Source organism: Streptomyces sp. NPDC051567 (assembly GCF_044454165.1).
In the GTDB taxonomy this organism is placed as follows: Bacteria; Actinomycetota; Actinomycetes; order Streptomycetales; family Streptomycetaceae; genus Streptomyces.
The window spans coordinates 1-20,690 of sequence record NZ_JBITDK010000026.1; the positions used below are offsets into that span (position 1 = coordinate 1).

Annotated in this window: 19 protein-coding genes and 2 pseudogenes; 13 read left to right on the forward strand and 8 right to left on the reverse strand. The window is 71.0% G+C overall.

Annotation, left to right across the window (positions count from 1 at the left end):
* Window positions 1–70: 70 nt before the first annotated feature.
* From ACIA5F_RS24205 to ACIA5F_RS24225, 5 genes are all read right to left on the reverse strand, one after another.
* Complete coding sequence (locus ACIA5F_RS24205; protein ID WP_399356299.1) at window positions 71–1,783, reverse strand: beta strand repeat-containing protein; 1,713 nt, start codon at window positions 1,781–1,783, stop codon at window positions 71–73.
* Between the two features lie 297 nt (window positions 1,784–2,080).
* Complete coding sequence (locus tag ACIA5F_RS24210) at window positions 2,081–2,431, reverse strand: hypothetical protein (RefSeq protein ID WP_399356301.1); 351 nt, start codon at window positions 2,429–2,431, stop codon at window positions 2,081–2,083.
* Window positions 2,432–2,654: 223 nt separating this feature from the next.
* Window positions 2,655–3,074 (reverse strand): CAP family protein, encoded by a 420-nt coding sequence (locus tag ACIA5F_RS24215; protein ID WP_399356303.1) that lies wholly within the window; start codon window positions 3,072–3,074, stop codon window positions 2,655–2,657.
* Window positions 3,075–3,414: 340 nt separating this feature from the next.
* On the reverse strand, window positions 3,415–3,606 hold the full coding sequence (locus tag ACIA5F_RS24220) for a hypothetical protein (RefSeq protein WP_399356305.1): 192 nt from the start codon (window positions 3,604–3,606) through the stop codon (window positions 3,415–3,417).
* Window positions 3,607–3,778: 172 nt separating this feature from the next.
* Window positions 3,779–4,414, reverse strand: a complete 636-nt coding sequence (locus ACIA5F_RS24225; protein ID WP_399356307.1) for a TetR/AcrR family transcriptional regulator — start codon at window positions 4,412–4,414, stop codon at window positions 3,779–3,781.
* A gap of 68 nt (window positions 4,415–4,482) precedes the next feature.
* On the opposite strand from ACIA5F_RS24225, the gene ACIA5F_RS24230 reads away from it, so the two are divergent.
* Window positions 4,483–5,553 carry a GNAT family N-acetyltransferase gene (locus ACIA5F_RS24230; protein WP_399356309.1) on the forward strand — a complete coding sequence of 357 codons (1,071 nt, stop codon included), beginning with the start codon at window positions 4,483–4,485 and terminating at the stop codon, window positions 5,551–5,553.
* 165 nt (window positions 5,554–5,718) lie between these two features.
* Complete coding sequence (locus ACIA5F_RS24235) at window positions 5,719–5,961, forward strand: hypothetical protein (protein WP_399356311.1); 243 nt, start codon at window positions 5,719–5,721, stop codon at window positions 5,959–5,961.
* Between the two features lie 105 nt (window positions 5,962–6,066).
* Here the strand turns inward: ACIA5F_RS24235 and ACIA5F_RS24240 are convergent, their stop codons facing one another.
* Window positions 6,067–7,131 (reverse strand): methyltransferase, encoded by a 1,065-nt coding sequence (locus tag ACIA5F_RS24240; RefSeq protein WP_399356313.1) that lies wholly within the window; start codon window positions 7,129–7,131, stop codon window positions 6,067–6,069.
* Window positions 7,132–7,381: 250 nt separating this feature from the next.
* Here ACIA5F_RS24240 and ACIA5F_RS24245 point away from each other — a divergent pair, with 250 nt between their 5' ends.
* From ACIA5F_RS24245 to ACIA5F_RS24275, 7 genes and pseudogenes are all read left to right on the forward strand, one after another.
* The gene (locus ACIA5F_RS24245) at window positions 7,382–7,918 is read left to right on the forward strand and encodes a DUF6584 family protein (protein ID WP_399356315.1); all 537 of its coding nucleotides are present in this window, start codon (window positions 7,382–7,384) and stop codon (window positions 7,916–7,918) included.
* 1,143 nt (window positions 7,919–9,061) lie between these two features.
* Window positions 9,062–9,445: pseudogene (locus ACIA5F_RS24250) on the forward strand (cysteine/serine endopeptidase inhibitor); the annotation flags it as partial.
* Window positions 9,446–9,460: 15 nt separating this feature from the next.
* A complete protein-coding gene (locus tag ACIA5F_RS24255; RefSeq protein ID WP_399356429.1) occupies window positions 9,461–10,309 on the forward strand; it encodes a glycoside hydrolase family 19 protein in 849 nt (282 codons plus the stop codon).
* A gap of 181 nt (window positions 10,310–10,490) precedes the next feature.
* On the forward strand, window positions 10,491–11,234 hold the full coding sequence (locus tag ACIA5F_RS24260; RefSeq protein WP_399356317.1) for a heparin lyase I family protein: 744 nt from the start codon (window positions 10,491–10,493) through the stop codon (window positions 11,232–11,234).
* A 191-nt stretch (window positions 11,235–11,425) separates the two neighbouring features.
* Window positions 11,426–12,580: a glycoside hydrolase family 5 protein gene (locus ACIA5F_RS24265; protein WP_399356319.1), complete on the forward strand. Its 1,155-nt coding sequence runs from the start codon at window positions 11,426–11,428 to the stop codon at window positions 12,578–12,580.
* A gap of 281 nt (window positions 12,581–12,861) precedes the next feature.
* Window positions 12,862–13,098 (forward strand): hypothetical protein, encoded by a 237-nt coding sequence (locus tag ACIA5F_RS24270; RefSeq protein ID WP_399356321.1) that lies wholly within the window; start codon window positions 12,862–12,864, stop codon window positions 13,096–13,098.
* A complete protein-coding gene (locus ACIA5F_RS24275; protein ID WP_399356323.1) occupies window positions 13,095–13,349 on the forward strand; it encodes a type II toxin-antitoxin system RelE/ParE family toxin in 255 nt (84 codons plus the stop codon). The genes ACIA5F_RS24270 and ACIA5F_RS24275 overlap by 4 nt, the downstream gene beginning before the upstream one ends.
* 251 nt (window positions 13,350–13,600) lie before the next feature.
* Here the strand turns inward: ACIA5F_RS24275 and ACIA5F_RS24280 are convergent, their stop codons facing one another.
* The gene (locus ACIA5F_RS24280) at window positions 13,601–14,326 is read right to left on the reverse strand and encodes a hypothetical protein (protein WP_399356325.1); all 726 of its coding nucleotides are present in this window, start codon (window positions 14,324–14,326) and stop codon (window positions 13,601–13,603) included.
* A gap of 678 nt (window positions 14,327–15,004) precedes the next feature.
* Between ACIA5F_RS24280 and ACIA5F_RS24285 the strand changes: the two are divergent.
* A pseudogene (locus tag ACIA5F_RS24285) lies at window positions 15,005–15,449 on the forward strand (amidase family protein); the annotation flags it as partial.
* 824 nt (window positions 15,450–16,273) lie between these two features.
* Here the strand turns inward: ACIA5F_RS24285 and ACIA5F_RS24290 are convergent.
* Window positions 16,274–16,810 (reverse strand): hypothetical protein, encoded by a 537-nt coding sequence (locus ACIA5F_RS24290; protein WP_399356327.1) that lies wholly within the window; start codon window positions 16,808–16,810, stop codon window positions 16,274–16,276.
* Window positions 16,811–17,392: 582 nt separating this feature from the next.
* Between ACIA5F_RS24290 and ACIA5F_RS24295 the strand changes: the two genes are divergently transcribed.
* From ACIA5F_RS24295 to ACIA5F_RS24305, 3 genes are all read left to right on the forward strand, one after another.
* Complete coding sequence (locus ACIA5F_RS24295; RefSeq protein ID WP_399356329.1) at window positions 17,393–17,932, forward strand: hypothetical protein; 540 nt, start codon at window positions 17,393–17,395, stop codon at window positions 17,930–17,932.
* 317 nt (window positions 17,933–18,249) lie between these two features.
* On the forward strand, window positions 18,250–18,783 hold the full coding sequence (locus tag ACIA5F_RS24300; protein ID WP_399356331.1) for an EF-hand domain-containing protein: 534 nt from the start codon (window positions 18,250–18,252) through the stop codon (window positions 18,781–18,783).
* Between the two features lie 1,089 nt (window positions 18,784–19,872).
* The gene (locus tag ACIA5F_RS24305; RefSeq protein ID WP_399356333.1) at window positions 19,873–20,592 is read left to right on the forward strand and encodes a replication-relaxation family protein; all 720 of its coding nucleotides are present in this window, start codon (window positions 19,873–19,875) and stop codon (window positions 20,590–20,592) included.
* Window positions 20,593–20,690: the final 98 nt, after the last annotated feature.

The following is a 20,690-nucleotide window of genomic DNA, read 5'->3' on the forward strand; positions in this document are numbered from 1 at the left end:
CCTTCAGTATCGGCCCCACACCCTCGACGGCTTCATAGCCGGCACCGGCCTCACCCTCGACACACCAACCTCACCCTGAAACGCCGAAGTCAGTACCGCCGTTGAGGGTGCCGGTGGTGGCGTTGCCGGTGCCTCCGGTGCCGCCGTTTCCTCCGTTTCCGCCGGTGCCGCCGCCGCCGTTTCCGCCGCCGACGCCGCCGTTTCCGGCGTCACCGCCGGTGGCGGTGATGTTGTCGCCGTCGTTCCCGCCGTCGGTCAGGCCGGTGTTGCCCGCACCGCCGGTGCCTCCGGTGCCGCCGTTCTTCCGGGCTCCGCCCCTGCCGCCGGTGCCGCCGGTGCCGCCGGTGGTGGTGATGGTGTCGACGCCGTCGCCGCCGCGGATGGTGCCGCTGCTGCCGGTTCCGCCCGTGCCTCCGGTCCAGCCCGGGAGGGAATGGGGGAGGTTTGAGTTGGTGACTCCGTCTCCGCCGTTGCCCGCGTGCCCGCCGGTGGCGGTGATGGTGTCGGCTTCGGTGCCGCCGTCGAGGGTGCCGGTGTTCCCCGTGGCCCCTGACTGGCCGGTGCTCAGGGCCGGATCACCGCCGACGTTGATCTGTCCGGTACGGGCGGTGTCGGCGGCGGTCGCACGGAGGGTGTCGGTACCCGCGTCGCCGTTGACGGTGCCAGCGTTGCCGGGGGCGGCGTTGCGGCCGGTGGCGGTGAGGGTGTCGGCGCCGTCGCCGCCGTTCACGGTCCCGGAAGCGGAGATCCCGGGCCCGCCGGAGATCCCGAGACCAGAGTCGGCTGCGCCTCCGGTGGCGGTGACGGTGTCGTTACCGGGCCCGCCGTTGGCGGTTCCCGCGATCCCGGGACCGCCGGAACTCCCGGAGAGGTTGCCTGCTTGCCCGCCGGTGGCGGTGATCGTGTCGTCGCCGTCTCCAGCGTCTACGGACCCCGTGGACGTGATACCGGCCCCGGCCTGGTTCGCCCCGACGATAGCCCTGCCAGCGGTCACGAAGTTGCGGGACTCAGTGGTGATGCGGTCGTCGCCGGCACCGCCGAAGAGCGTGCCGGCCGTGCCGTTTCCGCTGGCTTTGTCACCGTAGCCGCCGACTGCTTCGATGATGTCGTTGTCGTCGCCACCGGTGACGGTGCCCGAGGCGGCGACACCGTCGGCGCCCTCGCCGCCGAGAGCTGGAATCCGGTCTCCGGGGAGGCTGACCAGGGCGGCGGAGCCGCCGGTGACGGTGATGGTGTCGGGTCCGGTGCCGCCGTCGACGCTGCCGCCGGCGCCCACGCCGGGACCGCCGGGCCCGCCGCTCTCAAGGCCCACGGTGCTGCCGGCGCCGCCGGTGACCTGGAGGGTGTCGGTGCCCGGTCCGCCGCGGACAGCGCCCAGGACGCCGGTTCCGCCGGCCTCGTCCTCCGCCCCGAGCCCGACGACGCCGGAGCCGGCGGTGACGGTGATCTTGTCATCGCCGTCACCGCCGTCGACGACCCCGCCCGAGCCCACCCCGTCGCCGCCGTTGGCCTCTGCGAGGCCGGGGAGTCCGGTGACGGTGACGGTGTCGTCCCCCGTACCGCCGTTGACGGTGCCCAGGACGGCTCCGGTGATGATCACGGTGTCGTTGCCGGGCCCGGCGTCGAGGGTCTGTCCGGCAGGGATGCCCAGCAGGCAGGTGACGCGGTTGCCGCCGGTCACCGGTACCACGGTGCAGCCGGGCGGGACAGCGGCGTGGGCGTGGGCGGGTACGGCGAGCAAGGGGACCTGGACCAGCGCGGCCACGACGGCGGCAGCCGCCACGGCCGGCATGGTCCGGCCGGTCTTCAGAGAGCGGGAGGAAACCTGCACTACGGGACTCCTGACATGGGGGCAGAGGGGTGGAAAGCGAGGGGCGCCGGAGAGGGAACGGGGCCGGACGAGACGGTGCCCGGGTCGTACGACAGACATGGAAGGGACGGCGGGCACGGCGGCCTTCCGGCCCGTACTCCCCTCAGGGGCGTACGGAGCGGTGCCTGCCGACCGGGGCCGGGTGCCGTCCCCTTTGTCAGCCCGGGAGCGTGTTCACCTGCCCGCGTCCGGGGTGTCTGCGGTGTCCGGTCAGGCCACCTTGATGGAGACGGGGCGGAGATCCTGGTAGGTGGCTCCGGCGTCGACCGTGGCGATTGGTTCCTCCGTGCAGTCGGTGTTCCCGTAGACGGGGAGGTTCTGGTTGGTGCCGTTCTCGAACGACACGGGGACGGGGCCCTGGGATTCTCCGTCCAGCCGGTAGCAGCCGGCCGCCGGGTTGACGATCTCCTCGACCGGGGTGTCCTGTCCGGGCGGGTAGAGGCTGCTGGAGTCGAGGGCGGTGAGTTTGCCGGTGGCGTCGGCGTGGGCGGGGGTGCTGAGGGCCGCGACGGCGGCGATGCCGACCAGCGGGGTGACGGCCAGGGCCAGAAGCTTGCGCACAGGATGCCTTTCGGTTCACGGCCGGACGGTCGGCCCGGCCTGCCGGGTCAGCCCTCCCCTGCGGGGGTGGGCAGGAACCCGGACAGGCGTGGAACCACACCTTCGGCTCCCTGCCCTCTACGCCCTACGCCGCCCACCGCGCACCCGGCCCCCTGTACGCGCGTACAGGGGGGAGCGCCGTGATCTGCCACTACCGCTGCCGGTTGTGACTCCGGGGGCTGGTTCATGCCGAGTTCGGCTTGCCCACGTTCTCGATGAACTCTTCTGAGTAGTTACCCGGCGGGTCGAAATTTACGACCAGGAGATCAGTCCCGTCGAAGCCTGGCTTGCCGGCGCATGTGCCCAGCCCCACGCCGATACGCTTCGTCGCCTTCCAGACCAGTTGCGTGAAGTCAGCTGTCATGGGGTCGAACGTGTTCTGGCTGTAGTCGTAGTTCTCTCCCTCCTTTTCCCATCGGATGATCCCGTCCACGATGTCCTCCGGGAGGACCTGGCCGATGCTCTCGCCATATTCCCTCGGGGACGGCGAGTACTCGAAGACGCAGTTGTCCGCCCATTTCTGGGAGTAGGCGCTGATGGTCGGGTCGAGGGTGACGGGGTCGGCGCCGTGCAGGGCGCGGAACCTGTTGATCTCCGTCAGCATCTGCTCCTGCTGGGCCGGGGTGGCGTCGGACGGCGCCGCCACGGCCTGCGGGCCGGACAGGGCAGCCGTGGCGGCCAGGGTCAGTGCCGCGAGCCCTGGGGCGAGCTTCGGGACGCGGCTGCGAGGATGCCTCGTACGTGAGGGGACCACGGGGTTTCCTTCCGGTCGGGCTGTCAGCTGGTCAGCCGTCGTGTGAGTGGGGTGGCACTGCGGTGACCTCACCTCACCTCAACTCACTGCGGTGCCGGAGCGTCGGATTCGACCGAACGGTGTCGTGGCGGACACGCGCCGCCCGGGGCCGGACCGTTGGCCGGGGTGGTGTTCCCCAAGGGGTGTGTGCTCAGGCCGGGGTGGGGTTCTGGCGGTGGGTGGTGCGCATCCGTACCGGGCCGGGTCGCAGGGTGGCGAGAGGGACGAGGGGACCGTCACCGGTGGGCGGCCCTTCCCGCGCGGTGCGGGCCGCCCCCGCCGGACAGCCGGTCCGCCCGTCGCCGTCCAGGATTTCCGTGAGGCCCGAGAAGGTCCGTCCCACCGAGCACACCCGTCGCCGCCAGCCACCTTCCGACCTGCGCTTTGACGGCCCCGGCCCGGACGTGCGGCTCGGGCGGGGGAAGCGGGCGAGGAGATCCGGAACCGCATCCCATGACTCGTCCGACTCGTCCGACTCGTCCGACTCGTCCACCAGGCCGCCCCCCGCCCCCCGCCTACCGGCCGGGTACCGGCCTGTCCGCGGCGGCGTCGGGGCGTCGGGGCGGGGCGATCGAGGTGAGGAAGGCGTCGAGCATGGCGGTCTGTACGCCCTCGGGGAACCGGCCGGGGTCGAAGAGGGCCTGGACGACCAGCCCGTGGGTGAACGCGACGGCGCCGGCGGCGAGTTGCTCCGCGTCGGCGGTCGCGGGCAGCTCGCCCAGGCCGCGAGCGGCTTCGAGGTGCGGGCGGAGCGCGGCGCGCATCCGGGTGTAGCGGTCGGCCTGGTCCGCGGCCAGTCCGTCGTCGGCGAGGGCGAGGTCCCAGGAGCTGACCCAGATGCGGTTGCGGGCGGTGTCGTCCGGGGCCAGCGGCAGGATGTCCAGCAGCATGGCCCGTACGGTGGCGAGGCCCTCGGCGGGGCGCTCGCGGCGCGGACGTTCCGCGGTGCGCTTCTCCAGCAGGTCCAGGGCGTGGGCGATCAGGGCCCGCTTGGCCGGGAAGTAGTGCATGAGCATCCCGGTGGAGACGCCCATCGCGGCGGCGACGGCACGCAGGGTCAGTCCGCCGAACCCCTTGTCGGCGAGTACCTGCCACACCGCCTGGGACACGTCCTCGCGGCGGGCTTCACGATCTCCAAGTGCGGGTGGCATGCTGCTACCTTACCTACCGAACGCTCGTTACGTACCTGGGACGAGCCGGAACGAGAAGGAGAGAGCCCGTGTTCGCACTGCCGCTCGGCGACGACGCGCAGCTCCGCCCCCTGGAGCCCCGGCACGCGGAGGAGTTCCTCGCCCACATCGACCGCTCCCGGCCCCATGTGGACCCGTGGATACCCTGGGCGACGTTCAGCGCCGACCTCGCCTCCGCCACGGCCGTCCTCCAGCGGTACGCCGACAAGCAGGCCGCGGACACCGCCCGGATCTACGGCATCTGGCGGGACGGCACACTGGTCGGTGGCGTCATGTTCACGACGTTCGACACCGCCTCCGGGGTCTGTGAGATCGGCTGCTGGCTGGAGGCGGACGGGGCCGGCCGCGGGCTGGTGAACCGGGCGTGCCGGGCGCTGATCGACTGGGCCTTCGGGGAACGCGGGATGACCCGGGTCGAGTGGTGGGCCGCGACGGGCAACACCCGCAGCGTCGAGGCCGCGCGACGGCTCGGCATGACCCGCGACGGTGTGCTGCGGCAGCGCTCCTCGTACCGGGGCGTACGGCTGGACATCGAGATCTGGTCGGTCCTCTCCGAGGAGTGGCCTGCGAAGGGGCCGACGGCGGGAGGGGCACCCGGCACACCCGGGCTGTCCGGGGCGTCCGGTCGGTCCGGGACTCCCGGGGTGTCAGAGGCGTCAGAGGTGTCAGAGGCGTCCGGGGCATCAGAGGCGTCAGGGGTCGACGCCAAGGCGGAGATCGACCGGCTGATGGGTGCCTTCCTCGGCGCGTTCACCAACACCGGCGGCCGAAGGCCGGACGTCGACGCCGTCCGTGAACTGTTCCTTCCCCACGGCGTGATCGTCGTGAACACCGGGGACGAGCCCGTGGTCCACGACCTCGACGCGTTCGTCGAGCCCCGGAAGAAGATCCTCACCGACGGGACGCTGACGGAGTTCTCCGAATGGGAGGTCGCCGAGCGGACCGAGATCTCCGGGCCGGTCGCGCACCGGTTCAGCGAGTACCGCAAGTCCGGTTTCCGCGAAGGCGAGTGGTTCGAGGGCTCCGGCCACAAGACCATCCAGTTCGTCCGGACGCCCGTCGGCTGGAGGATGAGCTCGATGGCCTGGTACGACGCGTAGGCGACGGGCGAACGGCACGACGAGCGTCTCCACGGCCGCACCGGATGTCCCAGCCGCACCAGCCGCACCAGCCGCACCAGCCGCACCAGCCGCACCAGCTGTACCGGCCGGTGCGGGAGGGGCATCCGGCCGCGGGGCCGGCGGTCACGGGGATACCGTGTGCTCATGACTCGCTGGCACGCCGAACTCGCAACCCCACAGGAGCCGGTCCTGGTGGCCCTGGAGATCACCGAAACGGAGTGCCGGCGCTGCGGGACCCGCATCGCGGGCATCAACGGCCGCTACGCCTGTCCACCGTGCGGCTGGGTCAACGACCATTCCGAGGGACACAGCCCGCTGCCGACGGCGGACGAGGACCCGGACGCGCCCCGGAGCCCGGACCCGCGCCCCTTGATCCGGGTGCACTGAGCCGGGTGTCCTGAGCCGGGCCGGGGTGTTCCGGCCCGGCCCGGGCGTCGCGACGGCGGTGACGGGGCGGTCGGCGCTGCGGGGAGAGGGCGGGAGGAGGACCCGTCAGGCGGCGACCGCTTCGACCACGCTGAGCACGGTCGGGGTCGGCACGACACGGGTCAGTCGCAGCCCGGCCTCGGCGAAGAGGTCACGGAACTCCTCCCGTGTCCGTTCCCGGCCGACCAGCGACGCCATCATCAGCAGGTCGAGGGTCTTTCCCTGGTGCGGGCGCCCGTCGGGCAGCACCACGGCGTCGACGACCAGGACCCGGCCGCCCGGCGCGAGGGCGCGGCGGCAGTTGCGCAGCACCTCCACGCACTGGTCGTCCCGCCAGTCGTGCAGGATGCGCTTGAGGACGAGGAAGTCGCCGGACGGCACCTCCTGGAAGAAGTCGCCCTCCGCCGTGCTCCAGCGCCCCGCGAGGTCCGGGTGCCTGCCGAGACCGTGGTCGGCGAGAACGTGCCCGCGGTCGTAGAGGACGCCCGTCAGGCCCGTGCCGCGCCGGAGCGCGGCGGCGAGGAACCCGCCCTGGCCGCCCCCGATGTCCACGACGGTCCCGGTCCCGGTGCCACTGCCCGCATCGGCACCCGCACCCGCATCGGCACCCGCACCGGTGAAGTCGTAGGCGTCGGCGATCGGCTGGTCCTCGACCGACGACATGGCGGCCATGCCGTCGTGGAAGACGGCCGCGGTCGCGGGGTCCTTGGCGAAGTGGTCGAAGAACGATGTGCCGAAGACGTCCGTGAACACCGACGTGCCGGTCCGCAGACAGTGGTCGAGACGCGCGGCCGGAGCCCAGAAGGTGGGGTCGGTCAGCATCAGCACGCCGTCGCGCAGCGATCCTGGGACCTGGCTGCGCAGCAGGCCACCCACCTCGGTCAGGGCGAACCGGCCCCCGGCGTCCTCGGTGAACATCCCGCGCGTGGCGAGCAGCCGCAGCACCCGGTAGAGGCCGCCCGCGTCCAGGCCGGTGGCGGCGGCCAGCTCACCGGCGGTGCGCGGCCCCTGCGCCAGATGGTCGGCCACCCCGCACACGGCGACGGCACGCAGCGCGGCCGGCACCACGTAACCGAGCGCCTCGTCGATCAGGCGCACCCCGTCCGCCACTTCTTGTCCGTCCTGTGCCATCGAACCTCCTGGAGCCCTGCCTGAACAGTCGCACCCTGGTCTTCCCACGCCAGGCCACGGACCACCCCGCCCTGCCGCAACATGGCTCAAACTCATTTCCCGACCCCACCCGACCCCGCCCCGCACCGCCCGAGACTCCACCCGACACCCCACCCGGCCGACGGACCGTTCCACGGGACGGCCCGTCGGCCGGGCGCCGGTGCGTGAAAATACGTGCGGGCCGGCGCCGTCCGTCGGTGATCATGTGTGTATGACGCTCATGGACACCCTCGCGCGCGTGGACGCGGATCTCGCGGCGGGAAGGATTCCCGTGGCCCGGCAGCGACTGCGCAGCCTGGTGACCACCTACCCTCAGGACCTCCTGCCGCGCCGCCGCCTGGCCGAGGTGTACCGGCTCTACGGTGACCCTGCGGAGGCCGGGCGGTGGACATACCTCGAAGCGGACCGGGACCCCGCGGAGACGGCCGCGTTCGAAGCGCGCTACTCCACCCCGCCGAAGCGGATGGTGGCCCTGGCCTGGGGAGGCCCGGAATCCCTCGCCACCACCGATTTCGCCGCCGCGCAACTGGCGGCGGTACGCGAAGCCTGCGCGGCCCATCTCGGCCGGCCCGTCGACCAGGACTGGGCCGCGTTCACCCCCGACAGGGACGGTGACGGCGAGCCGCAGGACGAGCGGCGTACGCTCACCGACCGTCTGATCGGTATCGGCATGGGTCTGATGGTGCTGGGCTTCTTCGCCGTCTGGGTGTTCGGCTTCGTCGCGTTCGTCCGCTGGCTCTGGCGGTAGGCCGAGCACACCGGGGAAGACCACCGGGAACGCCGTACGCGTGCATCCCGTCCGTGACGTGCATCCCGTCCGTGACGTGCATCCCGTCCGTGACGTGCATGACGTGCATGACGTCCGTGACCTCCGTGACGATCAGTAGCCCGACTCCCTCCGCCAGGGCGGAGGTGACGGACCCGATGGAGGCGACCAGGGTGGTGCCGTCGCTGCCCACGGCCCTCGCCCCTGAGGACAGGGTGGTGTTCTCGTTCACCGGGCGTTTGCCGGCCCCGCTCCCGTGCTTCCAGCGGAGGGCGCCGGTCGCGGGGTCGAAGGCGGCGGCGGAGCAGGGGCCGTCGTGCACCACCAGGGTCGGGCCCAGCGCGTAGAGCTGGGGCACGAAGACGGTGACGGGCAGGTCAGCGGCCCACAGCGGCCGTCCCGGACGGTGCCCCGGGCGGGGCGGGAGCGACACCATCAGCCCGGCGTCCCGGGCCCGGGGGTCAGCAACGCCCCGGGATCGGACGGCCCCTTCCCCGCAGGCCGCGTACACCAGCACCCCACCGAGCGCGAAGGCGTCGCACTCCCCGGACGGCCTCGTGTGAGGACACGATGCGGTCCGATCGTCGCGGGTGCCGCGTCGGGTGCGGCTTCCGCATCACCTGTACCGGCATCCTCGACCACGTGGGTTTTACACGGTTGTTGACCGTGTGTTGATGAGGACTCCGGCCGGTCGGGGCGGTCGCGCGGTCCTGCCCTCCCGCCGAGGACGGCCCGCCGGTTTCCGGACAGCCGGGTGGCGGCGTCGTCGGCGGGGCGGCCGTGACGTCCCGGGCCGGTCGTCCGGATATCGCCGGTGGCCGTCGCCGCGGCCGGTCGCGGCACTCGCTCGCACGCCCGGCCCCGCGTCGGGCGCCGGGCGGGCCGGGACGGCGGGACGCCCTCGTTCCGCCGCCGGGTGTCGTGAGTACGTTGACAAACTGTTGACCCCTCCTGGGCAGTATCGGCTCCACGGTCTTCGGAAGTGCGGCCTCCCGGCGGAGGAGAGCCGTCACCGTCGCTCCGTCCGCTCGTCCGCTCGTCCGCTCGTCCGCTCCATCAGCTCCATCCGTTCCGTTCGTTCGCCGGGTGCCCCGTGGGGTCCGGCGGTGCTCCGCAGGAGGAAAAGTGAAGCCCCGTAAGAACATCGGCCGTTGGGCGTCCGGGTTGCTCGGGGCGGCGCTGTGCACCGTGCTCGGTGCGGGCGCCGCGTTCGCGGCGATACCCGTCGGCGAGGCCCGTACCGGCAAGATGACCTACTACAACGACGCGGGCTTCGGTGCCTGCGGGACCCCGATCAACGCCGCCGTCGAGGACCTGGTCGCCGTCTCCCACACCTGGTGGACCTCGGCCAACCCCAACAACGACGAGCTCTGCGGGGGCGTCTCCGTGGAGGTCAGCTACAACGGCCGGACCATCACCGTGCCCGTCAAGGACAAGTGTCCGTCCTGCGGCCCGGAGCACATCGACCTCAGCCAGACCGCCTTCCAGAAGCTGGCCCCGACCGACCTCGGCGTCGTCAACGGCATCACCTGGAAGTTCGTCCGCAGCGGCGGCAGCGGCAGCGGTAGTGGCAGCACCTGCTCCGCCGCGCCGAACTGGGCGGCCGGCACCTGGTACACGGCCGGGACCGTCGTCAAGTACACCGACGGCCGCCACTACATCGCCAAGAACGACAACCCGGGCTACGACCCGATCATCAGCACCTGGTACTGGGCCCCCCACACCTGCACGGGCGGTGAGACCCCCCAGCCCAGCGGGTTCCCGGTGAGCGAAGCACAGTTCAACCAGATGTTCCCGAACCGGAACCCCTTCTACACCTACAGCGGCCTGGTCACCGCCCTGAGCGCCTACCCGGGCTTCGCCAACACCGGCAGTGACACCGTCAAGCGCCAGGAGGCCGCGGCCTTCCTCGCCAACGTGAAGCACGAGACCGGCGGCCTGGTCCACATCGTGGAGCAGAACAAGGCCAACTACCCCCACTACTGCGACTGGACGCAGCCGTACGGCTGCCCGGCCGGCCAGGCGGCGTACTACGGCCGCGGCCCGATCCAGCTCAGCTGGAACTTCAACTACAAGGCCGCGGGCGACGCGCTCGGCATCGACCTGCTCAACAACCCCTGGCTCGTGGAGAACGACCCGGCCGTCGCCTGGAAGACCGCCCTCTGGTTCTGGAACACGCAGAGCGGCGCGGGCATCATGACCCCGCACAAGGCCATGATCGACGGTGCCGGGTTCGGCCAGACGATCCGCAGCATCAACGGCACCGAGGAGTGCGGTGGCCGCAAGCCGGCGGAGGTGCAGAGCCGGGTGAGCGCCTACCAGGCATTCACCCAGATCCTCGGCGCGACCCCGGGGACCAACCTGTACTGCTGACACACCGGGCACCCGGGCACCCGGTGCCTTGACCGACCGGACCTGCCCGACCGACCGGACCTGCCCGACCGACCGGACCTGCCCGGCCCTCAGCGGCCGGGGCGGGCCGGGTCGGCGGACCAAACCCTCCCGACGCGCCCCTCCCGACGCGCCTTTCCCGACACAACCAAGGAGCACGGACATGAAGATGAACCTGAGCAGAGGAACCGGGACCGCCCTGGCCGCCGTGGCCTCGTCGATGACGCTGTTCGCCGGGCAGGCCCACGCGGCGCCGATCTGGGACGGCGACGCCGCGAACGGCACGGGCGTCTTCGCCCACATCGGCAGCAACTGCGCGGCGCCCAGCAGCATCACCACCCCGACCAGCAGTTGGCGCGGCAAGATCTGGCGCTACCACAAGCCGGTCGGCTCCCCCCGCTGCGAGAGCAAGGGCATCGCCCTGAACGGTGTCGACCACAACTTCGACCCCGGCCCGGGGGCGACGGCGAAGTACTACCTGGGCTGGGAGAGCCGGCTGTCCAGCACCGTCGACAACAACGCGATCTTCCAGTGGAAGTCCTACCCCAACGCCGACCAGAACTGGCCCGTCGTCCTCAAGATGATCGACGGCAAGCTCACCCTGATCCACCGCCCGCCGAACCAGTCGTCGCCGGACGTCGTCTGGCAGAAGCCGATCGCGGCCAACGACTGGAACCACATCGTCCTGGGCCTGAACCTCTCCGACCGGTCCGGCGACGGCTCCATCGAACTGTGGTTCAACGGGCAGAAGCAGACCTTCACCAACAACCTCCAGGAGTGGAAGGGCCGGACCTGGGACAGCGCGAACCAGCCCAAGTGGGGGCTGTACGGGGCCGAGGCGCACGATGTGACGCATGACGTCGAGGGGCTGAAGGTGGGTCGCTCGTACGACGACGTGAAGCAGTAGCGGCCCGGCGCGCCGGGCCGCTACGGGCCCCGTGCGAGGCGGCGCGGGGCCGGGGTTCGGCCCTTGGGCCCCGCGCGAAACTCCCGGCAATCTTTGCCGTCCTGTCTCTTGCGACAGGCTGCTCGACCCCTTTACTGTCAGGAAACTTTCCTGTCAGTCTCACCCACCCGATCACCAGGCAAGGGAGACCCATGGACATCTCACGCAACCGCATGCGTTCGTTCGCCGGCGCGGGCACGATCGCCGCCGCACTCGCCTTCGGCCTCACCGCGGCCCCGGCCGCCCCCGCGGCCCCGGTTCCGGCCGCCGGACCCGCGGTCCCGGAGGCCAGGGCCCAGGCCCAGGCCCCCGCAGGATCGCCCGTCGCGATCAACGGGCAGCTCAAGGTCTGCGGCACCAAGCTCTGTAACCAGTTCGGCAAGCCGATCCAGCTGCGCGGCATGTCCACCCACGGCATCGGGTGGTTCCCCGGCTGTTACAACAACGGCTCGCTCGATGTCCTGGCCAACGACTGGAAGGCCGACGTCCTGCGGGTCTCCATGTACGTCGACGCGGTCGACAACGGCTACCTGAAGGACCCGGTGAAGTACACCAACCAGGTCCACGACCTCATCGAGAAGGCCACGGCGCGCGGCATGTACGTCATCGTGGACTGGCACATGCTCGGCGACGGCAACGACGCGACCCTCGGCGACGGCGACCCCTGGACGCACATCGCGCCCGCGAAGAAGTTCTTCAAGGAGATCGCCGAGCGCCACCGGAGCAAGAACAACCTGCTCTTCGAGATCGCCAACGAGCCCAACGGCAAGAACTGGCAGGGCAACCGGGTGGACTGGTGGACGGTCAAGTCCTACGCCGAGGACCTCATCCCGCACATCCGCCAGTTCGACCCGGACACCCCGGTCCTCGTCGGCACCCCCGACTGGGCGTCCTTCGGGCTCTCCGGCCCCACCGACGAGTCCGAGGTGGTGAACAACCCGCTCCAGATCCAGAACATCATGTACACCTTCCACTTCTACGCGGCGACGCACGGCCAGCGCTACCTCGACGGCCTCTCCCGCGCCGCCGACAAGCTGCCCGTCTTCGTCTCCGAGTTCGGCACCCAGAACGCGGCGGGCGAGGGCAGCAACAACTTCCCGATGACCCAGCGGTACCTCGATGTGATGGCCGCCAAGAAGATCAGCTGGGTCAACTGGAACTACTCCGACGACCACCGCTCCGGCGCCGCCTTCAAGACGGGCACCTGTAGCGCGGGCGGCCCCGGCCCCGGGACCGGCTCACTGAAGGAGGCCGGGGTCTGGGTCCGCGACAAGATCAGGACCGCGGACAACTTCCCCACCAACTGACCCACTAGCTGACCCGCACCCCTCTCGTGGCGCCGCCGTGGAGTTCCGCCAGGCCGCAACGGCCGGACGGCTCGTCCTCCACGGCGGCGCCGGGGTGTTCCGGGTATGTACCGGGTGTGCCAGGTGCACCTCAAGGAGGTGCGTCGCCCCGGTCGTTTCACTCCGACGTGTGGCTGTCCGCCCCTGTCGTGGGGGTTGGTTGTTGTGGCAGCCTGACGGGACAGGTTCCGCGGTCCTTTCGGGGGTGTGGTGTGCTTTCTGCTGTGGTGCGGGGTCGGCGGGTGCGGTTGCCGAACACGCTGGCCGAGATTCGTGCGGGGCTTCCTGACGAGGGGCGCAGGGCCGAGTTCGACCGGGTCATCGGGTCGACGCCGCTGGAGCTGGTCCGGCAGGTCGCGATCATGGAGTTCGCGTTGCCGGACGAGGCCCGGGAGGAGGACGCGGAGATCGTGGCCCGGATCGACGCCGGGGACTGGAGCGGTGTCGTCGACGAGGACGGGAACCCCGTCGCCCCGTGAGCCGTTACCGGATCTGTTACAGCCCCGAGGCCGAACACGGTCTGGCCGCCCTCGGTCCGGCGGTGCGCGGCCAGGTGAAGAACCGGATCGCCGACCGGATCGGCCGTGACCCCTACGGCAAGGGTTCCGACCCCGTCCGCGGTGACAAGGACCTGCGGACGGCGGCCATCGGCCCGTTCGTCGTCATCCACTACCGCGTCCACGGCGGACAACTCCTGATCACCGTCGTCCGCGCCGTCGCCCCCTGGTAGACCACCGAGGGAGGCCCCGCCGGGCATCCAGCCGGGCGGAACCGTCCCAGAGACAGAAGGCAGAAGGACGAGCTCCGGCCGGTACGGCCGACCGCGCCGCGGCGAAGGGCCATCCGGGCAGGTGTTGGTGCCCGGTGTTGCCGCCGTCTCCCGGCGAAGGGGGCTCGCGGGAGCTTCTCCTGGAAGGGCTACCGGGACCTGCTGGTCCCGGCGCACATCCCGCTCGGCGGCGCGTGGTGCGGGTACGGGTGCTACCAGCGGAGGATGATCAGGCCGGGGTTCCCGGCCTGTCCGGGGTGCGGGTCGGGGTCCAGGTTTCCGCCGCTTCCCCCGGTCCCGCGGCTTTCGGTGGGGTTGATGCTGCCTTCGTCGACGGTTCCGCCGCCGCGGCTGCTGGGGACGGTGGGGCGGTCAAAGCCGACGCAGGTACCGGAACTTCCGGTCCGTCCCGCGCGGACGAAGCCACCGCCGCCGAGTGCGGTGTCGGGGGTGGTGGTACCGCTTCCGCCGGCTCCGCCGAGTTCTCCGGTCTTACCGCCGCCGTTTCCGCCGTCGGCGCTGAGGAGGGTGGTACCGCCGGGTGTGGTGATGGTGCTGTTCCCGCCGGTTCCGCCGCTGACGCCGAGGGAGCCGCCGGTTCCGCCCTGGCCGACGGTGACGGTGATCCGCTGGCCGGGGAGGACGGTGACGTTGCCTTCGACCATGCCTCCGCCGCCGCCTCCCCCTCCGGTGCACCTGTCGAAGCCCGGGGTGTTTCCGGTCCCTCCGCCACCTCCTCCGCCGCCTGCTCCCCACGCGCGGACCTGGATACCTTCGACGCCGAGGGGAACGGTGAAGGTCTCGCTGGTGGTGATGACCCTGGTGCCCGTGGGGACGGGAGAGGCGGCCATGGAGGCGCTGGCGGGCGCGGTGACGCTGAGAGCGCAGGCGAGAGTTGCTGTGCTGACGGCTGTGGAGAGCATGCTTGCGCGGTACATACGGAGTTCGTCTCCTGACGGGCGGGCGGAACTGCGGAGCAATGCGACACACGATCGGACAAACAGGAGAAATGTCCGGGAGCGGCGCGGCTGCGTTCGGCTGAACAGCGGCAGCAATCACCCTGGCGATCCCGTGGGCCGGGAACGCACAGGAAGTCGTCGTCCGTCACTCTGCCCTCATGAGGGCTCGCCTGAACGGAACGACGGTGAAGCGGCTGACCGTGCTGGGGGCGCGGTTGGTGGTGCTTCGATGGCGAACATCGCACCCTCTCCAGGTCGTTGACCGTGCCGGCCTCGGCGATGGCACCGTTCTCGCGCATCCACGTTATGCAGACCTGCCGCCCGCGTTCTGCCCGGCATTGCGCCGGACCGGGCGGTGGCCGGGTCTCTCATCAGCGTCTCCGACGGCACCCCACAGGCCCGGTGACACCCCCCCCAGATCATCCGTTCGACAGAGAGGACACAGTCATGCCGGGCCCGGAGGCCAGCGGCCCCATTGCAGGACCGCGAAAAAGATAACGGGGGGGGAGAGGGAGCCAGCGCGGTCCCGGACGGTCTTTCGATCCGGGATCATGCCGAGGTTCAGGAGGGTTGTCTCAGGACAGGTGCATCAGCGGACAGCCGTCGGTACCCGATGTTCCGGACGCGGCGGGAATGGCGGCACCGGGAGGGACACCCCCCTCCTGGCCGGTGGTGCGGGGGCTCCTCGGCGAGGGTGGGGACCGCTTCATCGAGATGACGATGGAGCGGACCCCGCCCACGAGTGCGGACGAATTCATGAAGCTCATGGGCACCTGGATGAACATCCGCCGCTCCGCCGCTCCTGGACCGAATTCCTCCACGAGTACCCGCTCCTGCTCGGCCCTTCGTTCACCGAACCGCCCGTCGAGCCGGGGCTGGAGTCGCGCGACCGGGCCGGGCGGGATCGCGTCGGGTCGGGAACGCGCCTGTGCACCGTGACCAGCTTCGTGGGCGTGCCGGGGTGGCCGTGCCGACCGGGATGGCCGACGGGCTGCCGTCCGGGGTGCGGATCGTCGGGCGCGCGCTCCGGGAGGACCTGTGTCCGGCAGCGGCCGAGGCGATCGAGGACCGGCTCGGAGTGCTCACACCGGTCGACCCGCGCCGGAGCCGACGAGTGGGCCCGTGCCGGGGCCGCCCCCTCGGAGGAGGAGATCCGCCGGGTGCGGAGCACCCGTGCGGCGGAGGATGCCCTGGACGCGATCGACGGCCTTACCGCCGCGCTGTCCGGGTCAGCCCGGAGACCGCCGAGACTCTTGCCGCCTGGTGGCGGCCACCGCTGACGTACGCCGTCGGCTCGGTCTCCCCGTCGACCCCGGCTCCGATACCGGGGGAGAGGAGCCGGCGGTGTCCGTGCCGCGCACCGGACAGCAGCCCGACCCCGGGACGCCGTCCCGGCCCCGCCCGAGACGGCGCGGCCTCGGACCCGGGTACCAGGGCATCGGCACGGAACACCGAACCCGCCCGGCGCTGCTGCGCTCTGTCCCCGGACCCTCGATGCGCGCAGGCCGGAGGGTATCGAGAGCGCGCCGGTCGTCGTGCACCGCCTGTCGCTGTCGGGTCGGCGGGTGAGTGTGCACCGGCATGGCCGGGACGAAGTCCTGGGCCTGTTCCTGGGCCTGGCGTTCTCCACCCGCGACGGAGATGGTTCTGGATGATCCGGCCTGGGTGGAGTGGCGGGGTGACGACGTGCATCACTGGGCCGACGCCCACCCTCATACGCCGCGCCAGCGGTGCCCGGCACCGGATTGGGCACCGGGCCCGTCCGACTGACCCGGCGTCCGCGAATCCACGGGCGATCGGCTGGAGGACGTGACAGGCCAGGCGGATGCGCGCGGGAAGGGGGCGGCGATAAGGGCATCGGGGGAGTGGGCGAACGGGCTCACTGACCGCCTGCCCCGATGATCGGTTTCTGCGCCCGGGGAAGGGCTATTCGAGGGTTCGCTCGACGGCATCGGTGAACTCCGTGCCGCCTTCCACCGCGGTGTACCTCAGGCCGATGATCAGATCGATGAGATCTGGCAGGTCGGCGCCCGCCACGGAGAGGTGCCAGGAGCTGATCACTCCCGCTCCCTCGAACGCGGCGTACGCGTAGTCATCGTTCACCCCGAACGGGAAGCCGTTCCCGTCCCCATCTGCTGTTCCGTCTACCGTGCGCTCCGAAACCGTGCTCTCGCAGTGGAGCTCCCGCTGGCGGTAGGAGGGCTGCAATGAGGTGTCCATCCGGATTTTGCTGCTGAGCAGTTTCAGGGTCATCTTCGTCTGCGCGGAGCCGAGTATGCCGGCCAGGGCGAGGCTGACGTCCGTGATCCTCCGGTCGTAGTGGCCGGGATGGTCTGCATCGAACTCCGCCTCGGCCAGCGTCCACTCGCACCGGCCGGTGCTGCGGAGCGTGTCCAGCGCTGCCGGGCTGTTCTGGCCCAGCGAGATCGTCTTGCTGACTTCAAGTCGCCGTGATCGAGTCATCGTCATCTCCGTTGAATCGCCGCATATCCGAACGTGCCACAGGGCGGCCTGCCGGCAGTCGCCGTGCAAACCTGGTCGAGCCTAAGCCCTGAAACGATCTTGAAGGTCTTGAAGGTCTTGAAGGCCTTGAAGGGAGGGATCTTGCCCGCAGTTCGTCCCTCGCCTCGCGCAGCTGATCCTGGTGCGCGGTATGGCGCGCGATGTATCCCGCCCGGCGGGCTTCTCTCTCCTTCACCCGGGCAGTGCCCTCGATGTCCCGCTCGGGCTCGTACACGGTCCAGCCGGAGGACTCCATCAGGGCCTGGCCCCGGCGCCCTGCACCGTCGGCTCGCCCGTGGCTCCAGGGCTTCCGGCCGACGGACGTAGGACCCGCCCGGCAGCCACCCGCGACCCCCCGCCCGCGCGTCGACAACGGCGCGCGGGCGGCAGGGCGCCGGCTCAGGCTCGGTGGGCCGGCACCCGCCCCATGCCGGGTTCTGGTGGGCCGTCCAGCCCGAGGTGCTGCCGGGCCTGGCAGCGGGCTCGGGCTCCTGGCCGATGCCGACGGGGGGCTCTTGAAACACCATGTGATCCAATGAGCTTATGGGGGATGCGAAGAAGATGATCTACGGACCGCTGGAACTGGTGGACGGGCGCTGCGGAATGGGAGACTCCCGCCGCCCGGGCGGGTCCTGGGTGGAGTTCCGGACCGAAGGAATGGTCCGGCACACGGGCGGTACAGAGGGTGATCTGATCCCCTGGTCCAGGGTCATGATGGGGATCTGCGTCTACATAGGTCAGACGTCCTCCACCATGGGCTATGCGGGTGAGGTCGGGGTGATGGGAATCCTCGGTGGCCTCCCCGGCCCCTTCAAGGGACGCTTCGGCGGCAACCTCAGGATGACCCTGCGTCACCCGTACGAGGACCACGACCTGACCTTCGACCGGCACGCCCACTGGTACAAGCCCACGCACGTCATGCTGTTGGCCGGGATGATGAAGTACACGGTCGACGCGGGCGAGCCACACCGGCTCGGCGACACCGACTGGCTGTGGTGGGCGGTCGGACGCCTGGAAGCGGTGACGTCCTGGCCGAAGTGGCAGCGGCCCGAGACAGTGGTCCAAGCGGCCCTGGAAGACTGACCCACTGCCCTGCGGGGTCCCCACCCCCTCGGTGGGCGCAGCGGTCTGTCGGTGGCCGGGGACTGTGGGACGAACCGGGCAGCGCGGCGCCGTGCACGCGCTTCGGCCCCTTTCTGCGGGTCGGCATCTGCGCGCGGCGGAGGGCGGCGACGAACCCCGGCGCGCCGTTCGGTGCCTTGTGCCCCGCGTTCACCCGATCCGGTGAATCGGGGTGCAGACCGCGAACAACGTGCGTGTCGTGGAGCCACAGTGGGGAAACGCAGCTCCACGACACGCCACTCCCTGGCGTGTCGGCTTCATGAAAGGCGGCACCAACCATGCGGACGGAAGCCCTCGACCGGGTCCGGCTCGTCTTCACCCTCTTCGACGCCAACGGCAACGGGGTCCTGGAAGCAGCGGACTTCGACCTGATGGCGGACCGGGTGCGAAACGCCGTCCCGGGTGCGGAGCCGGCGGCGCGGGAGGCGATGACGGCGGCGTTCCGGCGGTACTGGGACACGCTGGTCGGCGAGCTGGACACGGACGGCGACGGCAAGGTCGACTTCGAGGAGTACGTGGCCTGTGTACTGGCACCCGAGCGGTTCGACGGAGCCGCCGCGGAGTTCGCCGGCACCCTGTCCACCGTCGGCGATCTGCGGGGGGACGGTCGGGTGGGGCGGGCGGAATTCGTCGCGCTGATGCTCGCGATCGGCTTCGTCCCGGCCAACATCCAGGCGCTCTTCGACGCCCTCGGCCCCGATGAGGAGGACCGCGTCGCCTCCGGCGCCTGGGACGTGGCCATCCGCGAGTACTACCGCCCCGACGCCGACGGCACGGTCGGCGACCTCCTCGTCGCCGTCCCGGCGGGCTGATCTCCCCGGCCCCCCCGTGTCCTTGGGGCAGGTCGGGGACCCGAGAATTCCGTGTACGTTCCGCGTGTTACAGCAGGTTGTGTTGTGATTGCGGAGCGTCCTTGTGGTTGATGAGTGGCAGCTGTTCTGGACGGACAGGGGCAGCGGGGTCGCGGACCTTGCGATCGGGGAAGCGGCCGATCTGGAAGAGCGTGAGCGGCGGTTGGGGATCCGGCAGCGGCAGCCGATTCTGGTGTCTCCCGAGGGTCGTGTTGACGCTCGGCTGAGTGAGTTCTTCCGCCGCCCGCCGTTCGTGGGGAAGGCGCCGGGCACGCAGGAGTGCCGCATCGGCTTGGCCCGACTCTGCAAGGTCGCCGCCGCCTTCCACTCCCGCCCGGCCAACTCCCCTAAAGCCGTTGCCAGTTCACGGCGCAAGTCCTCCGATCCGGGACACTGCCTGAAGTCGAACCAGCCCAGGTCCTCCTGTGTGGTCCGCGTGCGGGAACGGCCAGCCCGTCAGGGGACAGGTTCGGCGGACGCGGGGGCCGCTGGACCGGCAGCGCGGCCCCCGCACGCTGAACTCCGGCCGGACGGGTGTGGCGTCGGCCACGGACAAACCCACCCGGTCAAGGGGCAGTCAAGGCGAGAACGGACACCTGTCGGCGATGGCAGCCAGACCGCGGTCAAGGGGTGACTTCTCACGGTGGCTCCGGCCCGCACGCAGATCCGCGCGCGGGCCGGACGATCGCCGACCCGGCCGCGAGGCCGGAGGAACGAGGACACCGTGCCCGCCGATCTCCCGCCCGACCCCGGCCCCGACCCCGGCCCCGCCCACGAGCACCGTGCCGCCCACGACCGCCGGCCTTCCGAGGAGGTCGACCAGGGTTCCACAGGCCCCCTCCACGGGCCCCTCCATCACCCCCTCCACGACCACTTCGCCCGCCGGACACGTATCCGCAGGTCAGCCCCAGAAGTCAAGGCCCTGCGGCGCGTTCGACAACCCTCCTCGTCAAACCCCCAGGGCCTGGAAGCCGACGGGAGTGCGACGGAAGGAAGTGCTGAGGGCTCTGGGGGATCTTCCAGCGGGCTACCGCCGATCAGCTCTGGCGGATGCTGCGCCCCGCCGACCGGCACGACCGGCACGACCGGATCACCAGGGACACCCTGAACGCGTTGAAGGAATCGGGCCTGGTCCGGGTGGAGACGCGACTGGAGTCCGGCCACCAGCTGTGGGTGCTCACCGAAACCGGCCACCGGGAAGCCAAGCTGCTGCTGCCGAAGACGGTACGGATCTCCGCGCTGCGCAAGCTCCGCCTTGACGCCAAGGGCCGGCCGGTGAAGAACGACGGCTACGACGAGCACGCCGCCGCCGTCACCTCGACCGCGGCCGTGCTCACCGGGGCCGAGTACGGTACCCCGCTGTCCCGGCAGACCGAGATCGCCCACCACCTCCCGTACGGCTACAACCAGTACGCCGACCTGACGATGCGCGTTCCGGACGCCGAAGTGCCCGCGATGCTCCTGGAGGCCGACCGCGTCACCGAGCCCGTCGACGAACTGGTGGACAAGCTGCGCCGCTACACCGACTGGTTCGAGCTCCTGGCGCCGAAGGCCGACGCGAACAAGGAGAAGGCGGCCCGGGGAGCGGCGGTCCACGACTTCCGGCTGTGCTCGCGGATCCACCCGGCGACGGGCCGTGGGGTTATGTGCCGGTGGCGTTCGTGTTCACCGGCGACTGACCCCGGACCTGCCTCCGGCCGCGCGTCGGGAGGAGGGGCATCCGATCGGCGGTCAGCGATCGGCCCTTTCGCGCTCAGCACCAGACCGTGACTCGACCGCGCCACCTTCGTCTTCCCATCGCTCTCGGCCGGGGTGTGTCCGGTTCGGGAATGAGGCCGGGCCGGCGGGGTGAGTGCGGTTCCGCCGTC

What these genes read in the sequence shown, in the direction of transcription:
- ACIA5F_RS24215 (WP_399356303.1), bottom strand. Translation starts at nt 3,074, where the DNA reads ATGCTGACGGAGATCAACAGGTTCCGCGCCCTGCACGGCGCCGACCCC.
- ACIA5F_RS24225 (WP_399356307.1), bottom strand. Translation starts at nt 4,414, where the DNA reads ATGCCACCCGCACTTGGAGATCGTGAAGCCCGCCGCGAGGACGTGTCC.
- ACIA5F_RS24305 (WP_399356333.1), top strand. Translation starts at nt 19,873, where the DNA reads ATGCTGCGCCCCGCCGACCGGCACGACCGGCACGACCGGATCACCAGG.
- ACIA5F_RS24265 (WP_399356319.1), top strand. Translation starts at nt 11,426, where the DNA reads ATGGACATCTCACGCAACCGCATGCGTTCGTTCGCCGGCGCGGGCACG.
- ACIA5F_RS24300 (WP_399356331.1), top strand. Translation starts at nt 18,250, where the DNA reads ATGCGGACGGAAGCCCTCGACCGGGTCCGGCTCGTCTTCACCCTCTTC.
- ACIA5F_RS24290 (WP_399356327.1), bottom strand. Translation starts at nt 16,810, where the DNA reads ATGACTCGATCACGGCGACTTGAAGTCAGCAAGACGATCTCGCTGGGC.
- ACIA5F_RS24235 (WP_399356311.1), top strand. Translation starts at nt 5,719, where the DNA reads ATGACTCGCTGGCACGCCGAACTCGCAACCCCACAGGAGCCGGTCCTG.
- ACIA5F_RS24245 (WP_399356315.1), top strand. Translation starts at nt 7,382, where the DNA reads ATGACGCTCATGGACACCCTCGCGCGCGTGGACGCGGATCTCGCGGCG.
- ACIA5F_RS24280 (WP_399356325.1), bottom strand. Translation starts at nt 14,326, where the DNA reads ATGTACCGCGCAAGCATGCTCTCCACAGCCGTCAGCACAGCAACTCTC.
- ACIA5F_RS24295 (WP_399356329.1), top strand. Translation starts at nt 17,393, where the DNA reads ATGGGGGATGCGAAGAAGATGATCTACGGACCGCTGGAACTGGTGGAC.
- ACIA5F_RS24260 (WP_399356317.1), top strand. Translation starts at nt 10,491, where the DNA reads ATGAAGATGAACCTGAGCAGAGGAACCGGGACCGCCCTGGCCGCCGTG.
- ACIA5F_RS24240 (WP_399356313.1), bottom strand. Translation starts at nt 7,131, where the DNA reads ATGGCACAGGACGGACAAGAAGTGGCGGACGGGGTGCGCCTGATCGAC.